Source organism: Bradyrhizobium sp., from assembly GCF_047605465.1.
GTDB lineage: Bacteria > Pseudomonadota > Alphaproteobacteria > Rhizobiales > Xanthobacteraceae > Bradyrhizobium.
In genome coordinates, this window is sequence record NZ_JASGFS010000031.1 from 21431 (window position 1) to 47193 (window position 25763).

The window sequence follows — 25763 nt, forward strand, 5'->3', positions numbered from 1 at the left end:
TTCCTCAGAGCTTCGCCAGATAGGGTTCGAGCGCGCGCAGGCTTTGCAGCGTGTTGGCGGGCGCATAGAGATCGACGTGCGGCAGCGCCGCCCTGATGCCCTGCGCCTCCGGCGTGTAACCTTCCCAGGCCATCATCGGATTGAGCCAGACGATGCGCCGGCAGCGCCGGTGCAGCGCCGCCATCTCGCGCCCGAGCAGGGCGGCATCGCCGGTCTCGTAGCCGTCGGACACGATCATCACGCAACTGCGCGAATGGATCACGCGCGCGGCGTGCCAGCGGTTGAAGGTCTGCAGGCTCTCGCCGATCTTCGTGCCGCCGCCCGCGCCCTGCGCCATGATCGAGAGACGGTCGAGCGCGCGTCCGGCATCCCGCTCCTTCATCGCGTCGGAGACATAGGCAAGCCGGGTGTGGAACAGGAATGCCTCGGCCTCGCGAAACTGGTCGAGCACGCCATGGATGAAGCGCAGGAACACGGAGGTGTACATGCTCATCGATCCGGAGGCATCGAGCAGCACGATCAGCCGCAGCGGCTTGTCCTTGCGCTGCCGCTTCACCAGGGCGATCGGCACGCCGCCATGGCTGATGTTGCGATGGATGGTGCGCCGGAGATCCAGCCGGTAGCCGCGCCGCCGCGCGAGATCGCGCCGGGTCAGCCGCGTGCGCATCGCACGCGCGAGCCGCGCCGCCGCGTCATGCGCCTGCGCGACCTGATCGGGATCGCTGAGTTTCCTGAAATCCACCTCGGCGAGATTGTCAGCGCGCGAGGCCCCCTCCATGCGGCCCTCGCCGGAGCAGCCTTCCGGAGCATCCTCGGACGACGGCAACTGATCGGTGACGGGCGCACCGGCGCCCTGCTCCGCAGTCATGTCCCGCAGCCCCTTGAGCGACGGGTTGCTTGCGCCCGGACTCGAGCCGACCGTGCGGGAGCGCGAGCGCACGCGCTTTCCCAGCCAGAACGCATCGAACAGGCCGTCGAACTTGTCCCAGTCGGATTTGCGCGCCGAGAACAGGTGCCTGAACGCCGCACGCAGCAGGCCCGGCCGCGCCGCGTAACCGGCCGACATCAGCGTCGCCGCATCCTGCCCCTCGGCCAATCCGACACGGAAGCCGGCATCGCGCAGCGTGCGCAGGAAGGCCGCAAGCCTTGCGGAGACGAGACGGGACACCTCGTCGAGATCGTCATAGCCGGGACTGGAGCCGCAGCAGCTCATGCGACCTTCCCCAGCAGGCGCTGCGTCACCTCGGGCGTGACGCGGGCACGGTCCTCGTGGGTCTTCAAAAGGCAGATCAGCGTGTCGTGCACCGTCTCGGGCGCATCGTGGAGATCGCCGATGTCCAGGCCGACCAGCGCCGCCGCCCAGTCCAGCGTCTCGGCGACGCCCGGCACCTTGCGCAGCTCCTCCTTGCGCACGCCCTCGACCATGCGCGCGATCTGAAGCGACAATGACGGGCTCGCGCCCGTGACGCGCGCCAGGATGATGCGGGCCTCGCGATCGACATCGGGATAGTCGACATAGTGATAGAGGCAGCGCCGGCGCAGCGCGTCGGACAGCTCGCGCGTGCCGTTCGAGGTCAGCACCACATGCGGGATGGTGACGGCGGGAATGGTGCCGAGCTCGGGAATCGAGACCTGGAAGTCGGACAGCAGTTCGAGCAGGAACGCCTCGAACTCGTCGTCGGCCCGGTCGATCTCGTCGATCAGCAGCACCGGCGCCTGCGGGCGGCGGATCGCCGCCAGCAGGGGGCGCTCCAACAGGTATTTTTCGGAGAATACCTGGTCCTCGATACTGTCAGTGCCGCGATGCGCCTGGATCGCGAGCAGCTGTCGTTGATAGTTCCACTCGTAGAGCGCGGCCGACTGGTCGAGGCCCTCGTAGCATTGCAGCCGGATCAACTCGGTGGCGTGCACCTTGGCGAGCGCCTTGGCCACCTCCGTCTTGCCGACGCCGGCCTCGCCTTCCAGCAGCAGCGGCCGCCGCAGCAATTGCATCAGCGAGATCGCGGTCGCCAGGTCCACATCGGCGATATAGCCCGATGCGGCCAGAGCTTTCGCGATCTCTTCGCGGTTCTTCATCGTCCCTCAACTGAATGCCGCAAGTTCCATGGCCTCTATGGTTCGAGAGGCGCGAAGACGCGCTCCTCACCATGAGGAGATAGACCTCATCCTGAGGAGCGGCGCGTGCGCCGCGTCTCGAAGGATGAAGGCCCGGCTCTCGCCTATTGCACTACGCCACCGCGCCCAGCTCCTTGGCCGCCTTCCAGTTGCGCCAGAAATCGTGCGGCATCTGGATGTGCGTCGCGCCCAGGAACGCGAACGCGTCGTTGACGGCGTTGGAGAAGGCCGGCACGCCGCCGACATTCGGGCTTTCGCCGACGCCCTTGGCGCCGATCGGATGATGCGGCGACGGGGTGACGGTGAAGTCGGTTTCCCAATGCGGCGTCTCCACTGCGGTCGGCATGAAGAAATCCATGAACGAGCCGGTGACGACGTTGCCGACCTCGTCGTAACGGATCTCCTGGCCCATCGCGATGGCGAAGGCCTCGGTGAGGCCGCCATGCACCTGTCCCTCGATGATCATCGGGTTGATGCGGGTGCCGCAATCGTCGAGCGCATAGAAGCGCCGGACCTTGTACACCCCGGTGTCGACGTCGATGTCCATCACGCAGAGATAGGCGCCGAACGGATAGGTCATGTTGGGCGGATCGTAATAGCTGACCGCTTCGAGCCCGGGCTCCATGCCCGGCGGCACCGAATTGTAGGCCGCCCAGCAGATGTCCTTCATCGACATGAACTTCTCCGGCAGGCCCTTCACCCGGAAGCCGTCGATGTCGAATTCGAGATCATCCTCGTGGACCTCGAGCTTGTAGGCCGCGATCATCTGCGCCTTGGCCTTGATCTTTCGCGCGGCCATCGCAATCGCGGCGCCTGCGACGGGCGTGGAACGCGAACCGTAGGTGCCGAGCCCGTATGGCGCGGTGTCGGTGTTGCCCTCCTCCACCATGATGTTGTCGGCGGGAATGCCGATCTCGGTCGCGATGATCTGGGCCCAGGTGGTCTCGTGGCCCTGACCCTGGCTCTTGGTGCCCATGCGCGCGATGCCCGCACCGGTCGGATGCATGCGGATTTCGCAGGAGTCGAACATCGCGATGCCCAGGATGTCGCAATTCTTCGACGGGCCGGCGCCGACGATCTCGGTGAAGAAGGAGATGCCGAGGCCCATGATCTCGCGGGTCTCGCCCCGCGCGAACGCGGCGCGCTTCTCCGCCTGCTCTTTCCGGAGCGCGGCGTAGCCGGTGGTCTCCATCATCTTGCGCATGGCGGTGTGGTAATCGCCGGAATCGTATTCCCAGCCCAGCGCCGAGTGATAGGGAAACTGTTCCGGCTTGATGAAGTTCTTCAAGCGCAGCTCGGCCGGATCCATGTTGAGCTTCTGCGCCAGGATATCCATGGCGCGCTCGATGCAATAGGCCGCCTCCGTGACGCGGAACGAGCAACGGTAGGCGACGCCGCCGGGTGCCTTATTGGTGTAGACGCCGTCCACCGCCAGATGGGCGGTCGGGAAGTCGTAGGACCCGGTGACGATGTTGAAGAAGCCGGCCGGCCATTTCGACGGATCGGCGCAGGCGTCGAACGCACCGTGGTCGGCGAGCACATGCACGCGCAGGCCCGTGACCTTGCCGTCCTTTGTCGCCGCGATCTCCGTCGTCATGTGATAATCGCGCGCGAACGAGGTCGCGGTGAGGTTCTCGATGCGATCCTCGACCCATTTGACCGGCTTGCCGGTGACGATGGAGGCGACCGCCGCGCAGATATAGCCGGGATAGGCGCCGACCTTGTTGCCGAACCCGCCGCCGATGTCGGGGGCGATGACGTGGATCTTCTGCTCGGGCAGCTTCGCGATCAGCGCCACCACGGTGCGGATGACATGCGGGGCCTGGAACGTGCCGTAGATCGTCAGCTCACCCTTGATCTTGTCGAAGGAGCAGACGCACTGGCAGGTCTCGAGCGGCGACGGATGGGTGCGGTGATAGGAGATCATCTCCTTGATCTTGACCTCGGCCTTGTTGAAGGCCGCGTCGGTCAGCTCCTTGTCGCCCACCGTCCACTCGAAGATGTGGTTGTGGTGCTTGCGCGGGCCGTGCGCGCCGGACGTCTTGCCGGCGAGATCCTCGCGCAACACCGGCGCGTCCTGATCCATCGCCTTGAAGGGATCGACCAGCGGCGGCAGCGGCTCGTATTCGACGATCACCTTGTTGATGCCGTCATCGGCCGCGTAGCGGTCGGTCGCGACCACGAAGGCGACCTCCTGGTTCTGGAACAGCACCTTGCCGTCAGCCAGGACCATCTGCACGTCGCCGGCGAGCGTCGGCATCCAGGCGAGATTGACGGTCTTGAGCGTTTCCGCCGTGATGACCGCGAGCACGCCGGGCACCTTCAGCGCCTCGCTGTCGTCGATCTTCGTGACGCGGGCATGCGGATGGGGCGAGCGTACGAAATCGCCATGCAGCATGCCCGGCAGCTTGACGTCGTCGACGTAATTGCCCTTGCCTTGCGTGAAGCGGATGTCCTCGACGCGCTTGCGCTTGCAGCCCATGCCTTCGAGCGCGGCTTCGCGTTGTTCCCGCGTGGGAGTCATGTCGTTCATTCTGCGGCCTCCCGGAATTCCACGCCGTTGATCTTGGCGCTCGCGTATTGAATGGCTTTGACGATGTTCTGGTAGCCGGTGCAGCGGCAGATGTTGCCGGAGATGCCCATCCGGATTTCCTGCTCGCTCGGCGAGGGATTCTCCTTCAGAAGACGATGCGCGCGCATGATCATGCCGGGCGTGCAGAAGCCGCATTGCAGTCCGTGCATCATGCGGAAGCCTTCCTGCAGCGCGGACAGCGTGCCGTCGGCATTGGCCATGCCCTCGACCGTCGTGATGTCGCTGCCCTGCGCCTGCACAGCGAACATCGTGCAGGACTTCACCGACATGCCGTCGATGTCGACGGTGCAGGCGCCGCAATGCGTGGTCTCGCAGCCGATATGGGTGCCGGTCATCTGCAGATTCTCGCGGATGAAATGCACCAGCAGCGTGCGCGGCTCGACGAGGCCTTCGACCTCGGCGCCGTTCACCTTCATGGTGACGTGTGTCTTTGCCATCGATCCCCTCCCTCTATTTCGCCTTGGCGGCGGCGCGCTGCAGCGCCCGCGTCACCATGATGCCGCCAACATGCTTGCGGTATTCGACCGGACCGCGGGCATCCGCGGCCGGCGCCATGATCGCCTCGGCGGCGGCCGCCGCCGTCTTCAAGGCCGCGGCATCGAGGCTCGTCCCGATCACGGCCTTGGCCGCGTCGATGGCGAGCAGCGGCGTCTCGTGGACGTTGGTGAGCCCGATCGAACAGGTGGCGACCTTGCCGCCGGCCATGGTCAGCACGACGGCGGCAGCGGCGGTGGCGTAATCGCCGACCTTGCGCTTGAGCTTCTCATAGGCGTAGCCGTGGCCGGTCGCGGGGACGGGGACCGAGACGGAGGTGAGGATCTCGCCGGGCTCGAGCGAGGTGAAATAGGCGCCCTGGTAGAAGTCGACCGCCGCCACATCGCGAGCGCCGCCCGCGCCTTCGAGGCGATAGGTCGCACCCAGCGTCATCATCAGCGCCGGCATGTCGTTGCCGGGATCGCCATTGGCGACATTGCCGCCGATCGTGCCGCGATAGCGCACCTGCGGATCAGCGATCAGAAGCGCCGCCTCGTGCAGGATCGGCATCGCGTCGGCGACATCGTCCGACGCCAGCAGATCGTGCTGGGTGGTCATCGCACCGATGATCAGATTGCCGCCGTCGCGGCGGATGCCCTTCAGGTCTGCGATGCCGTGCAGGTCGATCAGATGGGAAGGGGTTGCGAGGCGGAGCTTCATCATGGGCACCAGACTGTGCCCGCCGGCCAATGGCCGCGCATCCTCGCCAAGATCGGACAAGAGTTTGACGGCGTCGGCGACGCTCGCCGGCCGGTAATAGCTGAATGAGCCCGGGATCATCATCTCCTCCCACAATCGTCCTTGGCGCTGACGGCGCGGACGTTGGGTCGGACGGTCTCTCCCGGCGGGGCGGCCCGCAATCGTTCGAGCACAAAGGCGGGGTTTTTGCACGAATTGCGGATGCAGACGCACGAATTGCGTCAGGTTTGGCGACGTATGTCGGCGAACTCCGGAATGTTAACCGCACAGGGTGGTTTGCCAGACGTGCCGGGCCTGCATGGTTCGAGACGCCCACCTGCGGCGGGCTCCTCACCATGAGGGTTTGATGTCGCGCCGCGAAACGAGACCTCATCCTGAGGGCCCGCCACAGGCGGGCGTCTCGAAGGATGGCGGCAAGCGAACTTCCCGCCCATCATCCCGCGAGCGGAGAAAGGAGCGCGTGGAGATTTACGCCTGCCGGCGGTTCGCCAGCCCCAGCCTCGCCTTCACCTCGGCGATCTTGGCCCGGCTGACCGGCACCATGTGCGGCGACGGGCCGTCGAGCTCGAGGACCGCGCCGTCGCCCTCTTTCCGGACCAGGGCGACATGCGGGATCGCAACGATGTGGCTGCGGTGCACGCGCAGGAACAGCGAGGGATCGAGCTGCGCCTCGGCCTCCGAAATCGACCAGGGGCACATCCGCTCGCGCGTGCCGTCATGGACGCGGGTGTAGTGCGCGTCCGCCCGAACGCTGCGCACATTGGCCGTTTCGATGAAATGCGTGCCGTCGGCGCCTTCGACGGGAAGCCGGGGAGCGGGTGCGCGGGGCGGTTGGCCGAGACCTCCGAGCGGCGCGGCCATCGGCCGCGGCACCGCAGCAGCCTGAACGGCCGGCTCGGGCGCGTCGGGCTGCGAAGCGGGATCGCTCGCCGGAACGGCCGCGGCCTGCCGCCGCGGATCCGGCACCAGCGAGAGCAGGAAGCCGGCCGCGATCACGAAGCACAGCACCGCCACGATGATCGACAGGATCTGCTGCGATGCGGCAAGGCCACCACCGAGATGATGATGCACCTCGCCGGTCAACGGCTCGAAATGCATGCCGAGCATCGCGGTGTAATGCATCCCGGAGACCGCGACACCGAAAGCGATCGAGCTGACGATCAGGCGAACACCTTCCTGCTGCGCGAGGAAGGCGCGCAGGCCGCCATAGGCGGTGACGACCGCGACAACGAACGACAGCAGCACCATCGAGCGGTCATGCACGATGCCAAAGGGGCCGGCCAGCCCGTGGATTCCGACATAATGCATGCTGGCGATGCCGACGCCCAGCAGGACGGCCGACGAGGCCACCCGCTTCAGGCTGGGCTCGCCGATCGAAACGAAGAAGAGGGAAATGCCGACAACCAGCGCGCAGATCAGGAACGAGATGATGGTGGGCAGGACGAGATAGACGGTGTCGGGCGGCAGCGGCGCAGCCAGCATGCCGACGAAATGCATGGTCCAGATGCCGACGGCGAGAAACGCCGCAGCACCCGCGAGCAGCAAGCGGTTGCTGACGCCAGGCGTGTTGCGGATGCGAGCCGCAAGCGCAAAGCCGGTATAGCCACCCAGGCTCGCGATCGCCACAGAGAGCGCGACGAGATAGGGATCGTGTCCTTCGAACATGATCTTGTCGGCCGCCCGTCTCCACGGCACGGCCTCCTCCCGCCGCCGACTTTATAGGGACGGCGGCGGAAATGACAATCAGCGGCGTGTGAAGGGGGACGGCAGGTTCGACGCCGCCGCCCCCTCTCGGCGAGGAGACAGGCAGGCGCCGTCTCCCGGACGATGTTTCGCATCGCCGGGAGAACGACACGGATCTTGCCGTGGCTTCATCCTTCGAGACGCGCAGGCGCGCTCCTCGGGATGAGGGGCAACTGTGGATGCTGCTTCCTACACAATTCCCGCCGCGACCTGCCCGCGCAGACGCTCCAGGCCGAGCAACGTCTCCGCGCAGGCGGCTGCGACCTCGACGCCCTTGATCGCGAAATGCCTGCGGAAGAAATCGTAATGCACTTCGGTCTCGTGGAATTGCTGCGGCGTCAGCACGGCTGAGAACACCGGCACCTCGGTGCGGAGCTGCACATCCATCAGCGCCTTGATCACGGTGTCGGCGACGAACTCGTGCCGGTAGATGCCGCCATCGACGACGAGGCCCGCCGCGACGATCGCAGTGTAGCGCCGCGTCTTGGCGAGGATCTGCGCGTGCAACGGGATCTCGAACGAGCCCGGCACTTCGAACACGTCGACATGGGTGAGATGGCGCGCTTCGGCTTCCCTGACGAAGGCGATGCGGGCCTCCTCGACCACGTCGCGATGCCAGCAGGCCTGCACGAAGGCCACCCGCTGCGGCTTGGCGAAGCGCGGATGCTCGATCCCCGGCGGCGGATCCACGGGAACCGGCGGAGCCTGGGTTTCGGCTGGGGAAGTCTGGATTTCGGAGGTTTGGGAGTTTTGGACTTGGGGATCTTGCAACATCTGATTCATGGCTTTCCTTCTCGAGGACCAGAATCAGGGCACACGGAACGACAAACAGCCGCATCTTCCGATGCGTCTGCCACCGACCGTTCTCTTTCATCCGGACTTTAACCGTCGGCTTCGGAGTTGCACCGAATCTGCTGACCCTTCCTTCGGGACGTCCCGCTTGGGGAACTCCTTGGAGAAGGCGCTCGCGGGCTTAGGCCTTTCGGCCCTTACCGCCGGTGGGGACTTTCACCCCGCCCTGAGAACATCGGCCGTCCGGAATGAACGGCCTGGAACGAAATATGACGCCGGTTCGCGGCCGCAGCAAGCGCGTTCGGCATGAAAAACCGCATGGTCCCATGCCGAGGTGAAGGTCCTCACCGCGGTCCGGCGCTCGCGTGGCGGAATTCACGGGGCGCGCATGCGCGAATCCGATTCCGGTTTGTTCTCATTCGTTAACGATTGTGGCCGAGAGATGAGCTGTGGACGAACGAGTCATGGCTTGTGGACGGACTCGGCAGCCAGTTGCGCAGATTCCGCAAATCACATCAGTTGATCCGCAACAGGCCCGTGCTGATCCGAAGGATCGCAAGAGCGACTCCGAGGGATCGCAGAACCGACTCCGAGGGGATCGCCACAGCGACGTTAGGGAGCGCGCGCCGGGCCACTGCGTGCGTATCAAGACAACAAGGAAGGCAAGAGGTCGAGACGGCATGTCCCTGCTCGAAGGCACAATCGATTCCCGAAACCATCCGCTCGCGGTGGTCGAGGATATCGCTGCCAGCAACAACTGGCCGTTCGAACGCTCCGGCGAAGACGAACTCACCATCGCCTCCAAGGGACGATGGACCGACTATCAGCTCTCCTTCACCTGGATGGGCGAGATCGAGGCGCTGCATCTGGCTTGCGCATTCGACATGAAGATTCCGGTCGCGCGACGGCCCGAGGTCCAGCGGCTCGTCGCCGCGGTCAACGAGCAATTGTGGATCGGGCATTTCGATCTGTGGACCAACACCGGCATGATCATGCACCGGCAGGCCCTGGTGCTACCGGGCGGGCTCACCGCTTCGGCCGCGCAATGCGAAGCGATGCTCGCCGGTGCGATCCATGCCTGCGAGCGCTACTTCCCCGCATTCCAGTTCGTGGTGTGGGCCGGCAAGACGACCACGCAGGCCATGGACGCCGCGATGTTCGATACGGTCGGAGAGGCGTAAGGCCGCTCTCGAAGCGGGGAGCCGGCTTCCTCTCCCCAGTCGCCCCGGCGAAGGCCGGGACCCGGACCGCGTGATTTCGCCGTATCGCGCGCCGCTTGTTGCTCAGCCCACCATCCACTAGAACCCCATGTGAACACGCGACGGGCGCACGCGCTCGCGCGGGGGTCCCGGCCTTCGCCGGGACGACGGATTTGTGGTGGTCACAGTGGGTAACAACAGCACTCTTCAAAACATCACCGGCACCATCATTCTCGCCGGCGCCGGCAAGATGGGCGGCGCGATGCTGACCGGGTGGCTCGCGGGCGGGCTCGATCCGCGCCGCGTCGCGGTGGTCGATCCGCACATTTCGCCGGAGATCACCGCGCTTGCGGCCAAGGGCATCGTGCTCAATCCCGACGTGAAGACCGCCGGCACGGTCGAGACCATGGTGGTCGCGGTGAAGCCGCAGATGTTCCGCGAGGCCGGTGCCGCCTTGAAGGCATTCGTCTCGGAGACGACGTCGGTGGTCTCGATCATGGCGGGGACCACGATCGCCTCGCTGGCAGAGGTCTGCGGCGGCGCGGTGGTGCGCGCGATGCCGAACACGCCGGCCGCAATCGGCCGCGGCATCACGGTGGCGGTGGCCGCGACGAACGTCAGCGCCGCACAGCGTGCGGTAGCCGATGCGCTGCTGCGCGCGACCGGTTCGGTCGAATGGGTCGAGGATGAGGACCTGATGGATGCGGTGACCGCCGTCTCCGGTTCGGGCCCGGCCTATGTCTTCCTGCTCGCCGAAGAGCTCGCCCGCGCCGGCGTCGAAGCGGGATTGCCCGAGGCGCTCGCCACCAGGCTCGCGCGCGAGACGGTCGCCGGCTCCGGCGAGCTGCTGCACCAGTCGGAGCTGCCCTCCGGCACGCTGCGCCAGAACGTCACCTCGCCCGGCGGCACCACTGCCGCGGCGCTCGGCGTGCTGATGGGCGAGCCCGGCCTGCGCGACCTGATGATCCGCGCGATCGCGGCCGCGACGAAGCGATCGAGGGAATTGGCGAAGTAGCCATATCCAACAGGCGGGCAAGCCTCGCGTACCCGCCGCCTTGGGGAGAGATGACCGCTCGGGCGCACAGAGCGCCTTTGCCACCGTCTCTGTTCTTCGCCAATCGAACACGCCCCCTCCTGCTCTTTTTGCCATACGAAATCTGAAATCCGAAAGCCGTGAGCTGACGCGTGCCGGTGCGCGCGCCCGCGCCCGCCATTTCCCCTTCCACGAGCCGAGGCGGACATAATCGTTTGACTTCGGTCGGTCGACCGAATTATATATTGAAGTGCCGGAAACGAATTGCAACGGAGACTCACTATGGCCGTCGCTTCGCTGCTCTATGGAATTGCCGCTTACCTCGTTTTTCTTGTCACCTTCCTCTACGCGATCGCCTTCGTCGGAAACCTTCCTGCTCCGAAGACCATCGACAGCGGAGAGCCGGGATCGCTGGCCGCATCGATCATGATCGACGTGCTGTTGCTGGGCCTGTTCGCCGTCCAGCACAGCGTCATGGCACGTCCTGCATTCAAGCGCGCATGGACGAGACTCATCCCCAAGGCGATCGAGCGCTCAACCTACGTCCTGCTCTCCAGCGCGGCGCTTATCCTCTTGTACTGGCAGTGGCGCCCCCTGCCCGCGCTCGTCTGGACGGTCGACGGCCCGGCCGCGAGGCTGGCCCTGCATGCCGTTTTCTGGATCGGATGGGGCATCGTGTTGATCAGCACCTTCCTGATCAATCATTTCGAGCTGTTCGGATTGCAGCAGGTGTATGCGCGCCTGCGCGGCGAACCGCTCCCGCCGCCGACGTTCAAGACGCCGCTGATGTACAAATGGGTTCGCCATCCCATCTATCTCGGCTTCCTTCTGGCGTTCTGGGCGACACCAGCGATGACGTTCGGTCATCTGCTGTTCGCGCTCGCCACGACGGGCTACATCCTGATCGGCATCTGGTTCGAGGAACGCGACCTCGTCGCTGTCTTCGGTGACCGGTATCGCCGCTACCGGGAGCGGGTCTCGATGCTGATTCCCCTTCCCAGAAAAGAAACAAAGGTGCCGGCGCGCACCTCCTGACGGGACGCCGCCGGACCACAGGCTGGGAGATCGGATGAGACGGACTGCTGCGAAGAAGGCCGACACCAGCGTGACGCTGCTCGAGGCCGCCAAGACGATCCTGCGAAGAAACGGCTATGCCGGTCTTTCGACACGGGACGTCGCGGCGGAGGCCGGCGTGCCCTTGAGCCAGATTCATTATCACTTCGGATCCAAGCAGGGCATGATGTTGGCGCTGTTCGAGTATCTCAACGCACAACTGCTCGACCGGCAGAGCACCATGTTCGCGGACTCGACGCTGAAACTTTCGGCACGCTGGGACCGCGCCTGCGATTATCTCGACGACGACATCGCCTCCGGCTACGTCCACGTGCTGCAGGAATTGTTGGCGGCAGGCTGGTCCGATCCCGAGGTCGCCAAGGTCGTTCGTGCCGGCGTGCTGTCCTGGTACGCGCTCATTCGCGACGTGGTGCAGGAAGCCGCTGACGACATCGGCGGGCTCGGCCCGTTCACGCCGGAAGACGTCGCGGCCCTGGTCTCGAACGCCTTCATGGGCGCCGAGAGTCTCTTCCTGATCGGTTTCGAGAAAAAGGGAGCGCCCGTGCGCCGCGCCCTGCGGCGCGTGGGCGATCTCATTCGGATGGCGGAATCCAAAGCAAGGGGGTGAAGATGCGCGCCAGGCTTCCCGACCACGAAGGCTTCGTCGACCGCGACGGCGTGAAGATTCATTTCGAGGTCTATGGCAGCGGGCCGGAGACACTGCTTTTCATGCCGCCCTGGAGCATCGTGCACGCCCGGGTCTACAAGGCCCAGGTGCCGTTCTTCGCCGAGCATTTTCGTTGCGTGACCTTCGATCCGCGCGGGAACGGGAAGTCCGATCGGCCGGATGATGTCGCGGCCTATGCGCTGGACCAATATCTGGCGGATGGTGTCGCGGTGCTCGACGCCGTCGGCGCCGGCCGGGCGATCCTGATCGGCCTCTCCTTCGGAGGCATGCTCGCGAGCCTGATGGCCGCCTACCACCCCGCACGCGTGAAGGCCGCCATCCTGATCGGGACCGCAGCGGCTGTCGGGCCCGGCAATCCCTACATGATGCCCCAGCACTTCCAGACGCCGCAGCAGCAATTCACCGGCTGGAACAAGTACAATCGCGACTATTGGCTGACCGACTATCCCGATTTCGCCGACTTCTTCATCGGTACCATGTTTTCCGAACCTCATTCCACCAAGCAGATCGAAGATTCCATTGGCTGGGCGAGCGAGACCGACGGCCGCGTGCTCGGCAAGACCGTCGAAGCGCGCACGATTCCTCCGTCCGTCGATGTCGGCGAAGCCATGTATCGGGCGATCACCTGCCCCACTCTCGTCATCCACGGCGACGACGATCGCATCCAGCCGCATGGACGCGGACAGAAGGTGGCCGAAATTCTCGGTGTCGAGCTAAAGACCATTCCCGGCGGCGGCCATAACCCTTCGGGTCGGTTTCCGGCGAAATGCAACGCTCTGATCATCGAATTCCTGCAAAAGCAGGGCCTGATGCCGCGGACAAAGCCGAAGGCTCGCAGGCCCAAGACCGCGCTCTATCTGTCGTCGCCGATCGGCCTTGGCCATGCGCGACGCGATCTCGCGATCGCGCGCGAACTGCGCCAGTTGCATCCCGATATCGAGATCCACTGGCTGGCGCAGGATCCGGTGACGCGTCTGCTCGAAAGCCATCGCGAGACGATCCATCCAATGAGCCGCTACCTGGCGAGCGAAACGCGGCACATCGAGCAGGAGGCCGGGCATCACGAACTGAATTGCTTCGAAGCGCTCCGCCGGATGGACGAAGTCCTGATCAAGAACTTCATGCATTTTCAGCAGGCCGTGGAAGAGACCCGATACGATCTCGTCATCGCCGACGAAGCCTGGGACATCGATCATTACTGGCACGAGCATCCCGAGCTGAAGCGGGCGAAACTCGCCTGGTTCACCGATTTCGTCGGCTACCTGCCGATGCCCGCGGGCGGCGAGCGTGAGGCTCATCTGACATCGGACTACAACGCGGAGATGATCGAACATGTCGAGCGGCATCCCGGGCTGCGCGACCGCGCGATCTTCGTGGGATCGCCGGAGGACGTTATCCCGCGTTCTTTCGGAGACGGACTGCCGGACATGCGGGACTGGGTTCCCCGGCATTTCGACTTCTCCGGCTACATCATCGGCGAACACCCGGACAGCTTCGGCGATCGCGCAGCGCTTCGTCGTCGCCTCGGCTACCGCGATGGCGAACGCGTCTGCATCGTCACCGTGGGCGGATCAGGCGTCGGTGCTCACCTGATCGAACGCATCCTGCAGAGCTATCCGCTCGCCGCGGAAAAAATGCCGGGGTTGCGGATGATCGTGGTTGCGGGACCGCGCATCGCCCAAAGCGCATTTGCCGCGCCGGCAGGGGTCGAGCTTCGGTCGTTCGTGCCGGATCTCGACCGCCATCTCGCGGCCTGCGATCTCGCCCTCGTGCAGGGCGGCCTGACCACCTGCATGGAGCTCGCGGCGGCGAGCACACCCTTCCTCTATTTTCCGCTCAGGAACCATTTCGAGCAGAACTTTCACGTCGCGCACCGGCTGGACCGCTATCGCGCGGGCCGACGCATGGAGTTCGCGTCGAGCACGCCGGAGACGATCGCCGGGGCTATGGTCGAGGAGCTCACGACACCGCGGCAATCCGGTCTCGTCGAGGCCAACGGCGCCGCGCGCGCCGCCAAAATGCTGGCCGAGCTGCTTTGAGTTGATCGCGGCTAGGCCGCACCGAGCCGCTTGTTGAATTGCTCGACATTGATGAGCCCGCGCGCGTGGCGACCCTCGCCGAGCTTGCGCGTGCCCTCGAAGGCCTCGACCTCGAAGCGGATGACGCGGCGTTCGACCGCCACGACCTTCGCCGTGGTCCGCACCGTCGCGCCGACGAGAGCAGCGGCGAGGTGGCGGATGTCGACCTCGGTGCCCACGGTGACCCAGCCCGCCTGCAGCGCGGAGCGGATCGCATCGCCCGATGTCATTTCCATTTCCAGGATCATCATCGGCGTCGCGTAGACCATCGGCATGCCCGGCACGAAATGCCCGACCGTACGCTCCGCCGGCACCACCAGCGTGCGCTCGGCGCTCATGCCGATCGTGATGAAATCGCGTGCGTCCATGACTCTTGCCCGATGTCGTCCCGGACCCGCGAAGCGCAGATCCGGGACTCATGACGACAGGATCGAATTCGGCAACGACCCGGAGAGATTGCCCTCGCCAAAACAACCACGCCCTGAGGCGATGGGTCCCGGCTTTCGCCGGGACGACGGCGGTGGATACCGAGCCGGCAGAAACTACTTCTTCGCGGCCGCCGCGCGCTCCACGAAGGTCTTGCCGCCCTTCATCTTGTGACGGAGCGGAGCCTCGTTGATCTGGATGACGACGGCGTCGGCATCGACGCCGAGATTCTTCACCAGCGCCTGGGTGATGTCGCGCATCATGCCGGCCTTCTGTTCGTCGGTGCGGCCTTCGGCCATGCTGATGGTGATCTCAGGCATCGTCGTCTCCCTCTTCTTCTGCAACGGCCGAACTTGCCTGTCCGGCGAAACCTTGGTCAGCCGGATCCCCGGCCCTCCGAATTCGTCTCCATCAAACAAGACGTGGATGCCCGGGACAAGCCCGGCCATGACGGCTTGCCGGAATGGCTATCCCCACTTTACGTCATGGCGGCCGAGGACCTCGCGCACCTTCGCGACGAGATCGGCTTCACTGCACGAGAACTGCGCCGGGCGGCTCTCGCGCCATTCCTGATTGGAGGCGATCGCGGCGGCCGCCTTGGCGCCCTCGACCAGATCCTTGATCTGTAGTTCGCCGCGTGCCTTCTCATCCGAGCCTTGGATGATGACGCAGGGGCTGTTGCGGCGGTCGGCATATTTGAGCTGGTTGCCCATGTTCTTGGGATTGCCGAGATAGAGTTCGGCGCGAATGCCTGCGGTGCGAAGGCTCGCCACCATCTTCTGGTAGTCGGCGACGCGGTCGCGGTCGAACACCGTGACGACGACGGGTCCGAATTCAGGCCGCGTATCGAGCTTGCCGAGCAGCGTCAGCGCCGCCTGGAGCCGCGACACGCCGATCGAGAAACCGGTCGCCGGCACCGGCTCGCCGCGGAAGCGCGAGACGAGACCGTCATAACGTCCGCCGCCGCCGACCGAACCGAAGCGCACGGGACGGCCCTTCTCGTCCTTGGTGTCGAGCAGCAGTTCGACCTCGTAGACGGGGCCGGTGTAATATTCTAGTCCGCGGACGACGGAGGGGTCGATGCGGATGCGATCCGCACCGTAGCCCGATGCGGTCACGAGCTTGGCGATCTCTTCCAGCTCGCTGACGCCGGCCCGGCCGATCTCGCTCTTGGCCAGATAGGCTTCCGCCGCGGCGATGGCCTCTTTCCAATCGTCACGCGGCCTGGTGATGGCGAGAACGACGTCGGCATCCGCCGCGCTGAGATTGGCGCCCTTGGTGAAGTCGCCCTTGCCCTCTTCGCCGCCGTCCCATCGTCCGGGACCGAGCAGCTTGCGCACTTCCTCCGCGGGAAACTTGTCGAGCTTGTCGATCGCGCGCAGCACGGTCAGCCGGCGCGCCGCGTTCTCCTCGCCGCCGAGCCCGATCGCTTCCAGAACGCCGTCGAGCACCTTGCGGTTGTTCACCTTCACGACGTACTGGCCGCGCTGGACGCCGAGCGCCTCCATCGTGTCGGCCGCCATCATGCAGATCTCCGCATCGGCAGCCGGCGTCGCCGAGCCGACCGTATCGGCGTCGAACTGCATGAACTGGCGGAAGCGGCCGGGGCCGGGCTTCTCGTTGCGGAACACCCAGCCGAACCGGTAGCTGCGATACGGCTTCGGCAGCGCGTCGAAATTCTCGGCGACGTAGCGGGCGAGCGGCGCGGTCAGGTCGTAGCGCAGGCTGATCCACTGCTCGTCGTCGTCCTGGAACGAGAACACGCCCTCGTTCGGACGATCCTGGTCGGGCAGGAACTTGCCGAGCGCGTCGGTGTACTCCATCGCCGGCGTTTCGACGGGTTCGAACCCGTAGAGCTCGTAGACGGCGCGGATCTTCTCGACCATCTCGCGCGTCGCCCGGATCGCGGCGGGATCGCGATCCTCGAGCCCGCGCGGCAGACGCGCCTTCAGTTTCTGGGGTTTTTTGGATTTCTCGGCCATGCGCGGCGTTTACCAGCCGGGGCGCAAGGCGGCAACCGTCGGCTCGCTCTAAGGCTGCTCCATCCGCGCCCTGAGCGCGTCCGCATCCGCCTTGGGGATGGACTTGAGGAGCGGCTTGATGGTTTCGCCGCCGACGATCTTGCCTCTGCGCATGAACATCCAGTCCGAGATGTCCGCTTGCGTGAATTCGACCGGGTCGCCTGCGCGTTTGCCCCTCACATCGCGCGGATCGTTGGCGAGGCGGCCGAGATAGCTCCCGTTCGGGAGCTTCTTGATATCGGCGACCCAGATGAGCTCGACGCGATCGCCGGCGGGGAAGCTGACCTTCAGGGAGTGGCCGGTCTCAGCCTGGGTCGGCGCGCCGAAGGAGGTCCAGAATGTCGAGAGCGTGCCACGCGCGCGAGCGATCGCGGCATTCATCTCGGCGTCCTCGGAATCGACGTCAATGACGGGATATCCCGACAGGCTCCGGGGCGGCGGGCCGATGGTGAGAATACCGATCACCGTGACGCCGGACACAACGGCGAGCACGGCCCATTTCAAGGGCTGGGAAAGAGGGGGAGTCACGATCGGGATGTCCGAGACCTCAGCGTCTGCGGACTTGTCGCACAGTTGCAGCGAGGAATTCAACAACCAATAGTTGGGATTCCCCGGCTGCCGCGCGGCTCCCTATAACAAGCGTGAGGCGCGCTGCTGACCCTCGATGCATTCGCTGCGCGACCGGGCCCGGCGCCGCGCAGCAGCGGTTCAGGCTGCAGCGCGTCCGGGACGCCAGACCTCAAAGCACCTTGCGGATCCAGTTGTGCGGATCGTTGGTGCGGCCGTACTGGATATCGACGAGCTGCTTGCGCAGGCCCATGGCGACCGGGCCTGCCGCGCCGCCGCTGATCTCGAAATCTCCGTTCACCGAGCGCACCTTGCCGATCGGCGAGATGACGGCGGCGGTGCCGCAGGCGAAGGCCTCCTTGAGCTTGCCGCTGGCCGCATCCTTGCGCCACTGGTCGAGCGAGTACGGCTCCTCGCGCACGGTCTTGCCGGCATCGCGGGCGAGCGCGATGATGGAGTCGCGGGTGATGCCGGGCAGGATCGTGCCGAGCGGCGGCGTCAGGAGCGAGCCGTCGTCGAACACGAAGAACACGTTCATGCCGCCGAGCTCCTCGATGTAGCGGCGCTCGACCGCGTCGAGGAAGACGACCTGGTCGCAGCCGTGCTGGATGGCTTCCGCCTGCGCGCGCAGGCTCGCCGCATAATTGCCGCCGCATTTGACCGCGCCGGTGCCGCCGATCGCGGCGCGCGTGTAGTTCTCGGAGACCCAGATCGAGACAGGCGCGGGGCCGCCCTTGAAATAGGAGCCGACCGGCGAGGCAATCACCGCGAAGATGTATTCGGAGGACGGCTTCACGCCGAGGAAGGTCTCGCTCGCGATCATGAAGGGCCGCAGATAGAGGCTGCCCTCGCCGCCGGGCATCCAGGCACGGTCGATGCGCACGACCTGCTCGACCGCTTCGATGAAGACGTCTTCGGGAATCTGCGCCATCGCCATGCGGTCGGCGGAGTCCTTGAAGCGCCGCGCATTGGCGTCGGGACGGAACAGGTTCACGCCGCCATCGTCGCGCTTGTAGGCCTTGAGGCCTTCGAAGATTTCCTGGGCGTAGTGCAGGACGGCTCCGGCCGGATCGAGCTGGAAGTTCGCGCGCGCCTCGATGCGCGCCTCGTACCAGCCGCCCTTGGCCTGGTTGTAGCGGACGACCGCCATGTGATCGGTGAACACCCGCCCGAAACCGGGGTCGACCAGCTTGGCGACGCGGTCCTTCTCGGAGGTCGGATGGGATGCGGGCTGGATCTCGAATTTCATGCTCATTTCCTTGCCTCCCGCTGCCGGTAGCGGCGCTGTTCTGGCGCCGCCTGCCCTGGTCCGGGCCCGGCTGGCTTGATTGGGTTTCTGGCCGGACCACCGCCAGCCTTGTTACGGCCGGTTTCCGTGGCCAGCATGTCCTCCGAGGACATGCTTTTGCGGAAGGCGGAAGTCCAGTATGTTTTGCCGAAATGCCGCTCGACAATCGCACGGTAGATCTGCTCCGGCCGTCGCCGTCTGTCCGGCCCTTTCCGGCCGCCGTCGACGAAGCCACCCGACCGCGAAACGATCTAAAATTTCGTGCGGGACAATCGTTTTGTAACATTGAACCCAAGATACGTCAATATGCCTGACATAAATTTCGTGACTCCCTCTCATGATGCCGCCGAGCCTCGGCCGGCCGCGAGCGATGGAGGCAATTTGCGCTGGGATATCATCGAGCTGCTGTTCTTCGCCTACCGCGACTTCGTCGGCGATCCCGACCAGGAGCTGGAGGCATTCGGCTTCGGCCGGGCCCACCACCGCGTCATGCACTTCGTCTACCGCTACCCCGGCCTCAAGGTCGCCGACCTGCTCGACGTGCTTCGCATCACCAAGCAATCGCTCGGCCGCGTGCTCAAGCAGCTCCTGGACGAGGGCTATATCGTGCAGAAGACCGGTGACAACGATCGGCGCCAGCGTCTGCTCTACGCGACGCCGAAGGGAGAGGCGCTGGTGCAGAAGCTCGCCGGCCTCCAGACCACGCGGATCACCAAGGCGCTCGCCGAGATGGCGCCGCAGGATGCCGAGACCGTCAAGCGCTTCCTGCGCGCGATGATCGACCGCGACGATCCGGACAAGGTGCTCGAGACGATCTTCGCCTCCGTCAACCACGACGCCAAGGAGTGAACGTGCCGCTCGCTGCCACTCTCTCCCGCCCGCCGGCGCGCCCGGCCGACGACGCCCCGCATCTCCTGCTGGTCGACGACGACCGCCGTATCCGCGACCTGCTCTCGCGCTTCCTCGCCAGCGAAGGCTATCGCGTCACCACCGCCGCGAGCGCGAGCGATGCGCGTTCGAAGCTGCTGGGCCTGCATTTCGACCTGCTGATCCTCGACGTCATGATGCCCGGCGAGACCGGGTTCGACCTCGCCCGTTTCATCCGGACGTCGTCGTCCGTGCCGATCGTGATGCTGACGGCACGGCACGAGGCCGAAGCCCGCATCGAAGGGCTGCAGATCGGCGCCGACGACTACGTCGCAAAGCCGTTCGAACCGCGCGAGCTCGCGCTGCGCATCAACAACATCCTCAGGCGCGCCGCCCCGCCGCCGCAGGCCGCGGCAGTGGAGAAGATCGCGTTCGGCCCCTACCTCTTCCATCTCGATCGCGGCGAGTTGCGGCAGGGCGACGAGGTCATTCACCTCACCGATCGCGAGCGCGAGATGCTGCGCGTCCTCTCGGAAACGCCGGGTGAGACCGTGCCGCGCAGCGCGCTCACCGGCAATGGCAGCGTCAACGAGCGCGCCGTCGACGTGCAGATCAACCGCCTCCGGCGCAAGATCGAGAACGATCCCGCCAATCCGCTGTTCCTGCAGGCGGTGCGCGGCATCGGCTACCGGCTGGTAGCCTCGCCATAGATCAAGTGAAGCGCGACCGATGAGCACGATCGATACCGGCCTGACGCTGCTGCGAAGCGCCGCCGGGCGCGTCTCCGCCGCCAATGGCTGGATGGGCAACGCGTTCAAGGGCTGGATGCCGACCGGCCTCTACGCGCGCGCGCTGCTCATCATGATCGTGCCGATGGTGGTGCTGCAGTCGGTCGTCGCCTTCGTGTTCATGGAGCGGCACTGGAACACGGTCACGCGCCGGTTGTCCGCCGCGGTGGTGCAGGACATCGCCGCCTTGATCGACGTCTACAAGGGCTATCCGCAGGACAAGGACCGCGACCAGATCCGCCGCATCGCGCAGCAGCGCCTGGGACTGGTGGTGGATTTCCTGCCCGCAGGCGACATGCCGCCGCCGGGGCCGAAGCCGTTCTTCTCGCTGCTCGACCAGACGCTGTCGGTGCAACTCGGCCGCCAGATCGGCCGCTCCTTCTGGATCGACACGGTCGGTCGCTCCAATCTCGTGGAGATCCGCATCCAGCTCGACGACGCCGTGATGCGTGTGTTCGCACAGCGCAGCGCCGCCTACGCCTCGAACTCGGAGATATTCCTGTTCTGGATGGTCGGAACGTCATCGATCCTGCTGATCGTCGCGGTGCTGTTCCTGCGCAACCAGATCAAGCCGATCCTGCGGCTGGCGGACGCAGCCGAAAGCTTCGGCAAGGGCCGCGAGGCGCCGAACTTCAGGCCGCGCGGCGCGCGCGAAGTGCGGCGCGCGGCCGGTGCCTTCCTCGAGATGAAATCGCGCATCGAACGCGCGATGGAGCAGCGCACCGCGATGCTCGCCGGCGTCAGCCACGACCTGCGCACCATCCTGACCCGCTTCAAGCTCGAACTCGCGCTGATCGGCGACAACCCCGAGCTCGAGGGCATGCGCAAGGACGTCGACGAGATGTCGATGATGCTGGAGGACTATCTCGCCTTCGCCCGCGGCGATTCCGGCGAGCAGTCGCAACCGACCGACATGGCCCAGGCGCTCGAGGAACTGAGGAGCGATGCCGAACGTCACGGCCACACCGCCACCGTGACCTTCAACGGCCTGCCCGTGGTGACGGTGAAGCCCGCGTCGTTCAAGCGCTGCCTCGCCAACCTCGTCACCAACGCCGCGCGCTACGGCAAGAGCATCGCCATCACCGGCCAGCGCGATCACCGTTATTTGACCGTCACGATCGACGACGACGGGCCCGGCATCCCGGCTCATCTGCGGGAAGAAGTGTTCAAGCCGTTCCTGCGGCTCGACAACGCCCGCAACCAGGATGAAGGCGGCACCGGCCTCGGCCTCGCAATCGCCCGCGACATCGCCCGCTCCCATGGCGGCGACATCACGCTCGGCGACAGCCCGATGGGCGGATTGCGGGCGAGCGTGCGCATACCGGTGTAGCGATCGCCCCCGGATGTCGCCTCGCCAACCTCGTCACCAACGCCGCGCGCTACGGCAAGAGCATCGCCATCACCGGCCAGCGCGATCACCGTTATTTGACCGTCACGATCGACGACGACGGGCCCGGCATCCCGGCTCATCTGCGGGAAGAAGTGTTCAAGCCGTTCCTGCGGCTCGACAACGCCCGCAACCAGGATGAAGGCGGCACCGGCCTCGGCCTCGCAATCGCCCGCGACATCGCCCGCTCCCATGGCGGCGACATCACGCTCGGCGACAGCCCGATGGGCGGATTGCGGGCGAGCGTGCGCATACCGGTGTAGCGATCGCCCCCGGATGTCGCCTCGCGCCGTCCGGACGACCGTCCCGTCTATTTCGGCAGCAGGTTCTTCAGCTTCTCGACGTCGCGCACGTTCATCTTGAAGCCGCCGGGCATCACGATGTCGCCGGGCTTCTGCTCGGGCTTGCAGGCTCCGAGCCATTTGGCTTCGAGGGTCATGCTGGAATCGTGGCCGGTCGCGCCGGCCGGACCGCCCTGCACATGCGACGAGGTCTTCACCGTATAGGCCGAGTTGAAATCGCCGGTGATCTCGGCGTGCGACGTCGTGGCCATGCCGGCGACGGTGCACTCGGAATCGCTGACATATCCGGTAGCCGTCTTCTTGATGTCCTGCTTGGAGCAGATCTGCTTGGCCATCGGGGAGACGTTGTTGTTCATCTCCTTGTCGACGGTCTCGTCGGTGCAGTGCTGCATCGTCATCTCGGGCATCGCCGAGCCGCCGCTCCTGACCATCTTCATTTCCCACAGACCGGCCTTGCGCACCGGCAGATCGTCGGCGCAGGCCACTCCGGCCGACAAAACAAGGCACGCGGCCGAACCGAGCAAAGCGAGTTTGCGCGTCATGCAAGAAACTCCCGGCTGAACTGTCGAGGCGTGACGGGCGACGCTCAGTAGAGCGTGCGGATCGGCCGATCGGCGGCGCCGTAGGGCACCCAGCGGCAGGAGAACGAGATGTAGCCGCCTTCATAGGGCTGCACGGCGAGGAACTTGGCCACCTTGCCGTACTGCGCGCAGTGGTCGACCGCGACCTGGCGCGCATCGACCTGGGTCGCCATCGAATAGGCGATGATGCCGCCGGTGTCGTTGCCCTTGAACGGCGGCACCGGGAGGATGTCGGCGCGCGCCGACTGGCTCGCCATCATTCCCAGGGCAAGAAGGCCTGCGGCCGCAATGATTCGCATTCGCGTCACTCCGATTGGTTGGGCGCAGTTTACGGTGCCCGGATGTCCCTGAAAAGAACGGAAGGCACATCCGGCACGGTATGAAGGTCAACTCGTCGGAGAGTGTTGCCGCGCTGCACTTGACCTGCTTCGGCCTTCACGGCACCGTCCATGCTTCGCAGATCATGCTGTCCGGATTGCCCATGCGCGCCCTCTCGACCTCCCTGAAGCCGCTTCGCTTTGCCGCCGTGCTCGGCCTCCTGTTCGGAGCGCTCTCGCTCGGCGAGGCCAAGGCCGCCAATCCGCTCGAGCTGAACTTCTGGCTGAGCGGCCCGCGCTATGACGGCCGCGTCGCCGACTGCGACAAGGCCCTTCCGACGATCGCCACCCAGTTCTGGGAGACGGAGAGCTCGTTCTGGAATTCCTCGTTGAAGATCACGGGGTTCGCCGCCGTCCACGAGACCGCGTTCCGGCCCTGGCAGTCCGACAACATGCCGCGCCGCTATTGCACCGGCGAGGCTATGCTGAGCGACGGCAAGATGCGGACGGTGCACTTCTCGATCACCGAGGACGGCGGCTTCGCCGGCGTCGGTCAGGGCGTGGAATGGTGCGTGGTCGGGCTCGACCGCAACTGGGCCTACAATCCCCGCTGCCGGGCCGCCAAGCCCTGATTCGGAGCGATCGCGCGGCTCGCGCGCGATAGCCGAAAATTTGTTCTTGAAATGTTCTCGTCGACTGCTAGGCTCATATGCATGGTCTAGTTGAGGGGCGTCGCCATGTTTCATTCCGGATTGCGTTCGTTCTCCCGCCTGATGATCTCGCTGACGCTCGCGGCGGGACTGCTCTCCTTCGGCGGTGCCCGGGCGCAGGACAGCCGGCAGAATGCCCCCGGCGAGTTCGATTTCTATGTGCTGTCGCTGTCATGGTCGCCCTCGTTCTGCGAGGAGGCGGCGGAGCGCAGCCGCGGCGGCGGACGCTCGCAGATGCAGTGCGGCGGACGCCCCTATGCCTTCGTGGTGCACGGGCTTTGGCCGCAATATGAGCGGGGCTTTCCGGAATATTGCCAGCGGCCGGCCCCGCGGCTGAACCGCAACATCGTCTCCTCGATGCTCGACCTGATGCCGGCGCCGGGCCTGATCTTCAATGAATGGGACAAGCACGGCACCTGCTCGGGCCTGACCGATCGCAATTATTTCGAGACGATCCGCAAGGCCCGGGCCGCGATCAAGATTCCGGCCGAATATCTCGACCTGTCGCAAGCCAAGTCGGTGGCGCCGGCCGAGGTGGAAGAAGCCTTCATCAAGGCCAATCCGGGCCTCAGCAGCACCGCCGTCTCGGTCACCTGCAACCGCACGCGGCTGTCCGAGGTCCGCATCTGCCTCAGCAAGGACCTGCAGTTCCGGGCCTGCGAGGAGATCGACCGCCGTGCATGCCGCCGCGACCAGGTGACGATGCCGCCGATCAGGGGCGGTTAGCCCGAGACCATCACCTCATCGTTCCGCGACGCGCAACCCGTCCGCCGAAGCTCAGGGCGCGAATGCGGACGCGCGAACTCCGATGCGCCGTTGCGGATCGGAAAATCCACAGGGCCCCCTACTCGCCACGGCGAATGGATCACGGCTTCGGTGCGCCGCATCGCGCGGAATGACGGCAGTTACTTTCATCGCGCGATGTCGTAACTCTTCGCCATGAATTACCGCCACGCCTTTCACGCCGGCAACTTCGCCGATGTCATCAAGCACATCGTGCTCGCGCGCATCCTGACCTATCTGCAGGAGAAGCCGGGGGCATTCCGCGTCATCGACACCCATGCAGGCGCCGGCCTCTATGACCTCGAAAGCGACGAGGCCCACCGCGGCGGCGAGTGGCTGACGGGGATCGCACGGCTGCTGCAGGCGCGCTTGTCCAACGAAGCCGTGGCGCTGACGAAGCCCTATCTCGACATCGTCCGCGCCTTCAATCCGAAGGGCGAGCTCAAGGCCTATCCCGGCTCACCGCTGATCGCGCGCGGCCTGCTCCGGCCGCAGGACCGCCTCGTCGCCTGCGAGCTGGAGCCGAAGGCACGCAAAGCGCTGATCGACGTGCTGCGCCGCGACGAACAGGCCCGCGTGGTCGATCTCGACGGCTGGGTCGCGCTGCCGGCGTTCGTGCCGCCGAACGAACGGCGCGGGCTCGTGCTGATCGACCCGCCGTTCGAAGCAAAGGACGAATTCGAGACGCTGGGCGAAGCCTTCGCGGCCGCCTTCGCGAAATGGCCGACCGGTATCTATGTAATCTGGTATCCGGCCAAGAGCCGGCGCGCCACCGACGCGCTGGCACAGCGCGTGGCGCGGCTCGCGGCTGCAGCAAAGCCGCCCGGAAAATGCCTGCGCGTGGAATTCAGCGTCGCACCGCAACTCGACGGCGGGGCCCTCACCTCCGCAGGGCTCCTGATCGTCAATCCGCCCTATACGCTGCACGGTGAACTCAAGACGATCCTGCCCGAACTGGAGATGCCGCTCGGCCAGGGCGGAGCTGCCAGATTCCGATTGGAAGTGCCGAAGCCGTAACGCGCCCTCATCTTGGGAAAAATATGCAGGAGCGGTAGTCAATCTGCAAAGAACCGTATTATGCTGTTTCCGTGACTGGCTTTGCGTTCCGCTTCCGCGAATGGTTGCGGCGGAGTGAAGGCCCTAAGAAAGATCCGATCGGACCGTTAGGTCCGCCCAAGGATGGCCAGCTCCCGGGCTTC

Annotated in this window: 25 protein-coding genes, 1 pseudogene and 1 riboswitch; of the genes and pseudogenes, 12 read left to right on the forward strand and 14 right to left on the reverse strand. The window is 65.5% G+C overall.

Features of this window, described 5'->3' with window-relative positions:
• Positions 1-4 precede the first annotated feature (4 nt).
• The 7 genes from QM712_RS21710 to QM712_RS21740 form a co-directional block, all read right to left on the reverse strand.
• A complete protein-coding gene (locus tag QM712_RS21710) occupies positions 5-1213 on the reverse strand; it encodes a vWA domain-containing protein (RefSeq protein WP_415025186.1) in 1209 nt (402 codons plus the stop codon).
• On the reverse strand, positions 1210-2076 hold the full coding sequence (locus QM712_RS21715; RefSeq protein ID WP_415025187.1) for an AAA family ATPase: 867 nt from the start codon (positions 2074-2076) through the stop codon (positions 1210-1212). Before QM712_RS21715 ends, QM712_RS21710 begins: the two co-directional genes overlap by 4 nt.
• Positions 2077-2227: 151 nt before the next feature.
• Positions 2228-4648: an aerobic carbon-monoxide dehydrogenase large subunit gene (locus QM712_RS21720; protein WP_415025188.1), complete on the reverse strand. Its 2421-nt coding sequence runs from the start codon at positions 4646-4648 to the stop codon at positions 2228-2230.
• Complete coding sequence (locus QM712_RS21725; protein WP_415025189.1) at positions 4645-5145, reverse strand: (2Fe-2S)-binding protein; 501 nt, start codon at positions 5143-5145, stop codon at positions 4645-4647. The genes QM712_RS21720 and QM712_RS21725 overlap by 4 nt, the downstream gene beginning before the upstream one ends.
• Before the next feature lie 13 nt (positions 5146-5158).
• Positions 5159-6022, reverse strand: a complete 864-nt coding sequence (locus QM712_RS21730) for an FAD binding domain-containing protein (RefSeq protein ID WP_415025190.1) — start codon at positions 6020-6022, stop codon at positions 5159-5161.
• Positions 6023-6409: 387 nt separating this feature from the next.
• Positions 6410-7606, reverse strand: a complete 1197-nt coding sequence (locus QM712_RS21735) for an MHYT domain-containing protein (protein ID WP_415025233.1) — start codon at positions 7604-7606, stop codon at positions 6410-6412.
• A 267-nt stretch (positions 7607-7873) separates the two neighbouring features.
• On the reverse strand, positions 7874-8467 hold the full coding sequence (locus QM712_RS21740; RefSeq protein WP_415025191.1) for a 6,7-dimethyl-8-ribityllumazine synthase: 594 nt from the start codon (positions 8465-8467) through the stop codon (positions 7874-7876).
• A gap of 75 nt (positions 8468-8542) precedes the next feature.
• Positions 8543-8714: riboswitch (FMN riboswitch) on the reverse strand.
• Between the two features lie 442 nt (positions 8715-9156).
• Here QM712_RS21740 and QM712_RS21745 point away from each other — a divergent pair.
• From QM712_RS21745 to QM712_RS21765, 5 genes are all read left to right on the forward strand, one after another.
• Complete coding sequence (locus tag QM712_RS21745; protein ID WP_415025192.1) at positions 9157-9657, forward strand: YbjN domain-containing protein; 501 nt, start codon at positions 9157-9159, stop codon at positions 9655-9657.
• Between the two features lie 205 nt (positions 9658-9862).
• Entirely contained in the window at positions 9863-10690 is an 828-nt protein-coding gene (proC, locus tag QM712_RS21750; protein ID WP_415025193.1) for a pyrroline-5-carboxylate reductase, read from the forward strand.
• 300 nt (positions 10691-10990) lie between these two features.
• Positions 10991-11743 carry a methanethiol S-methyltransferase gene (mddA, locus tag QM712_RS21755; RefSeq protein WP_415025194.1) on the forward strand — a complete coding sequence of 251 codons (753 nt, stop codon included), beginning with the start codon at positions 10991-10993 and terminating at the stop codon, positions 11741-11743.
• A 34-nt stretch (positions 11744-11777) separates the two neighbouring features.
• Entirely contained in the window at positions 11778-12389 is a 612-nt protein-coding gene (locus QM712_RS21760; RefSeq protein WP_415025195.1) for a TetR/AcrR family transcriptional regulator, read from the forward strand.
• A 2-nt stretch (positions 12390-12391) separates the two neighbouring features.
• Positions 12392-14488, forward strand: a complete 2097-nt coding sequence (locus QM712_RS21765; protein ID WP_415025196.1) for an alpha/beta fold hydrolase — start codon at positions 12392-12394, stop codon at positions 14486-14488.
• Positions 14489-14499: 11 nt separating this feature from the next.
• Here QM712_RS21765 and QM712_RS21770 read toward each other — a convergent pair whose 3' ends face one another.
• The 5 genes from QM712_RS21770 to QM712_RS21790 form a co-directional block, all read right to left on the reverse strand.
• The gene (locus tag QM712_RS21770; RefSeq protein ID WP_415025197.1) at positions 14500-14895 is read right to left on the reverse strand and encodes a thioesterase family protein; all 396 of its coding nucleotides are present in this window, start codon (positions 14893-14895) and stop codon (positions 14500-14502) included.
• A 174-nt stretch (positions 14896-15069) separates the two neighbouring features.
• Positions 15070-15402 (reverse strand): tautomerase family protein, encoded by a 333-nt coding sequence (locus QM712_RS21775; RefSeq protein WP_415025198.1) that lies wholly within the window; start codon positions 15400-15402, stop codon positions 15070-15072.
• 18 nt (positions 15403-15420) lie between these two features.
• Entirely contained in the window at positions 15421-16935 is a 1515-nt protein-coding gene (hisS, locus tag QM712_RS21780) for a histidine--tRNA ligase (protein ID WP_415025199.1), read from the reverse strand.
• Between the two features lie 48 nt (positions 16936-16983).
• Positions 16984-17502 carry a YegJ family protein gene (locus QM712_RS21785; RefSeq protein WP_415025200.1) on the reverse strand — a complete coding sequence of 173 codons (519 nt, stop codon included), beginning with the start codon at positions 17500-17502 and terminating at the stop codon, positions 16984-16986.
• Between the two features lie 211 nt (positions 17503-17713).
• A complete protein-coding gene (locus QM712_RS21790; protein WP_415025201.1) occupies positions 17714-18796 on the reverse strand; it encodes a branched-chain amino acid aminotransferase in 1083 nt (360 codons plus the stop codon).
• A 339-nt stretch (positions 18797-19135) separates the two neighbouring features.
• Between QM712_RS21790 and QM712_RS21795 the strand changes: the two genes are divergently transcribed.
• From QM712_RS21795 to QM712_RS21810, 4 genes and pseudogenes are all read left to right on the forward strand, one after another.
• A complete protein-coding gene (locus tag QM712_RS21795; protein ID WP_415025202.1) occupies positions 19136-19678 on the forward strand; it encodes a MarR family winged helix-turn-helix transcriptional regulator in 543 nt (180 codons plus the stop codon).
• Positions 19675-20406: a response regulator gene (locus tag QM712_RS21800; RefSeq protein WP_415025203.1), complete on the forward strand. Its 732-nt coding sequence runs from the start codon at positions 19675-19677 to the stop codon at positions 20404-20406. Before QM712_RS21795 ends, QM712_RS21800 begins: the two co-directional genes overlap by 4 nt.
• A 19-nt stretch (positions 20407-20425) precedes the next feature.
• On the forward strand, positions 20426-21814 hold the full coding sequence (locus QM712_RS21805) for an ATP-binding protein (RefSeq protein WP_415025204.1): 1389 nt from the start codon (positions 20426-20428) through the stop codon (positions 21812-21814).
• Positions 21815-21834: 20 nt separating this feature from the next.
• Positions 21835-22134, forward strand: a pseudogene (locus QM712_RS21810) (sensor histidine kinase); the annotation flags it as partial.
• Between the two features lie 47 nt (positions 22135-22181).
• Here QM712_RS21810 and QM712_RS21815 read toward each other — a convergent pair.
• Both QM712_RS21815 and QM712_RS21820 read right to left on the reverse strand, forming a co-directional pair.
• The gene (locus QM712_RS21815) at positions 22182-22715 is read right to left on the reverse strand and encodes a DUF3617 domain-containing protein (RefSeq protein WP_415025205.1); all 534 of its coding nucleotides are present in this window, start codon (positions 22713-22715) and stop codon (positions 22182-22184) included.
• A 44-nt stretch (positions 22716-22759) separates the two neighbouring features.
• Entirely contained in the window at positions 22760-23053 is a 294-nt protein-coding gene (locus QM712_RS21820) for a hypothetical protein (protein WP_415025206.1), read from the reverse strand.
• A gap of 182 nt (positions 23054-23235) precedes the next feature.
• Here QM712_RS21820 and QM712_RS21825 point away from each other — a divergent pair, with 182 nt between their 5' ends.
• From QM712_RS21825 to QM712_RS21835, 3 genes are all read left to right on the forward strand, one after another.
• Positions 23236-23703, forward strand: coding sequence for a hypothetical protein (locus QM712_RS21825; RefSeq protein ID WP_415025234.1), 468 nt, complete (start codon positions 23236-23238; stop codon positions 23701-23703).
• 105 nt (positions 23704-23808) lie between these two features.
• Positions 23809-24507: a ribonuclease T2 family protein gene (locus tag QM712_RS21830; protein ID WP_415025207.1), complete on the forward strand. Its 699-nt coding sequence runs from the start codon at positions 23809-23811 to the stop codon at positions 24505-24507.
• Between the two features lie 213 nt (positions 24508-24720).
• Complete coding sequence (locus QM712_RS21835) at positions 24721-25581, forward strand: 23S rRNA (adenine(2030)-N(6))-methyltransferase RlmJ (protein ID WP_415025208.1); 861 nt, start codon at positions 24721-24723, stop codon at positions 25579-25581.
• Positions 25582-25763: the final 182 nt, after the last annotated feature.

Bases quoted from the DNA above. Each gene is read 5' to 3' on its own strand.
- QM712_RS21745 (WP_415025192.1), top strand. From the start codon at position 9,157: ATGTCCCTGCTCGAAGGCACAATCGATTCCCGAAACCATCCGCTCGCG.
- QM712_RS21710 (WP_415025186.1), bottom strand. From the start codon at position 1,213: ATGAGCTGCTGCGGCTCCAGTCCCGGCTATGACGATCTCGACGAGGTG.
- QM712_RS21830 (WP_415025207.1), top strand. From the start codon at position 23,809: ATGTTTCATTCCGGATTGCGTTCGTTCTCCCGCCTGATGATCTCGCTG.
- QM712_RS21805 (WP_415025204.1), top strand. From the start codon at position 20,426: ATGAGCACGATCGATACCGGCCTGACGCTGCTGCGAAGCGCCGCCGGG.
- QM712_RS21715 (WP_415025187.1), bottom strand. From the start codon at position 2,076: ATGAAGAACCGCGAAGAGATCGCGAAAGCTCTGGCCGCATCGGGCTAT.
- QM712_RS21795 (WP_415025202.1), top strand. From the start codon at position 19,136: ATGCCTGACATAAATTTCGTGACTCCCTCTCATGATGCCGCCGAGCCT.
- QM712_RS21735 (WP_415025233.1), bottom strand. From the start codon at position 7,606: ATGTTCGAAGGACACGATCCCTATCTCGTCGCGCTCTCTGTGGCGATC.
- QM712_RS21825 (WP_415025234.1), top strand. From the start codon at position 23,236: ATGCGCGCCCTCTCGACCTCCCTGAAGCCGCTTCGCTTTGCCGCCGTG.
- QM712_RS21820 (WP_415025206.1), bottom strand. From the start codon at position 23,053: ATGCGAATCATTGCGGCCGCAGGCCTTCTTGCCCTGGGAATGATGGCG.
- hisS (WP_415025199.1), bottom strand. From the start codon at position 16,935: ATGGCCGAGAAATCCAAAAAACCCCAGAAACTGAAGGCGCGTCTGCCG.
- mddA (WP_415025194.1), top strand. From the start codon at position 10,991: ATGGCCGTCGCTTCGCTGCTCTATGGAATTGCCGCTTACCTCGTTTTT.
- QM712_RS21775 (WP_415025198.1), bottom strand. From the start codon at position 15,402: ATGGCCGGGCTTGTCCCGGGCATCCACGTCTTGTTTGATGGAGACGAA.
- QM712_RS21770 (WP_415025197.1), bottom strand. From the start codon at position 14,895: ATGGACGCACGCGATTTCATCACGATCGGCATGAGCGCCGAGCGCACG.
- QM712_RS21725 (WP_415025189.1), bottom strand. From the start codon at position 5,145: ATGGCAAAGACACACGTCACCATGAAGGTGAACGGCGCCGAGGTCGAA.
- QM712_RS21790 (WP_415025201.1), bottom strand. From the start codon at position 18,796: ATGAGCATGAAATTCGAGATCCAGCCCGCATCCCATCCGACCTCCGAG.
- QM712_RS21815 (WP_415025205.1), bottom strand. From the start codon at position 22,715: ATGACGCGCAAACTCGCTTTGCTCGGTTCGGCCGCGTGCCTTGTTTTG.
- QM712_RS21740 (WP_415025191.1), bottom strand. From the start codon at position 8,467: ATGAATCAGATGTTGCAAGATCCCCAAGTCCAAAACTCCCAAACCTCC.
- QM712_RS21760 (WP_415025195.1), top strand. From the start codon at position 11,778: ATGAGACGGACTGCTGCGAAGAAGGCCGACACCAGCGTGACGCTGCTC.
- QM712_RS21835 (WP_415025208.1), top strand. From the start codon at position 24,721: ATGAATTACCGCCACGCCTTTCACGCCGGCAACTTCGCCGATGTCATC.
- QM712_RS21765 (WP_415025196.1), top strand. From the start codon at position 12,392: ATGCGCGCCAGGCTTCCCGACCACGAAGGCTTCGTCGACCGCGACGGC.
- QM712_RS21730 (WP_415025190.1), bottom strand. From the start codon at position 6,022: ATGATCCCGGGCTCATTCAGCTATTACCGGCCGGCGAGCGTCGCCGAC.
- QM712_RS21720 (WP_415025188.1), bottom strand. From the start codon at position 4,648: ATGAACGACATGACTCCCACGCGGGAACAACGCGAAGCCGCGCTCGAA.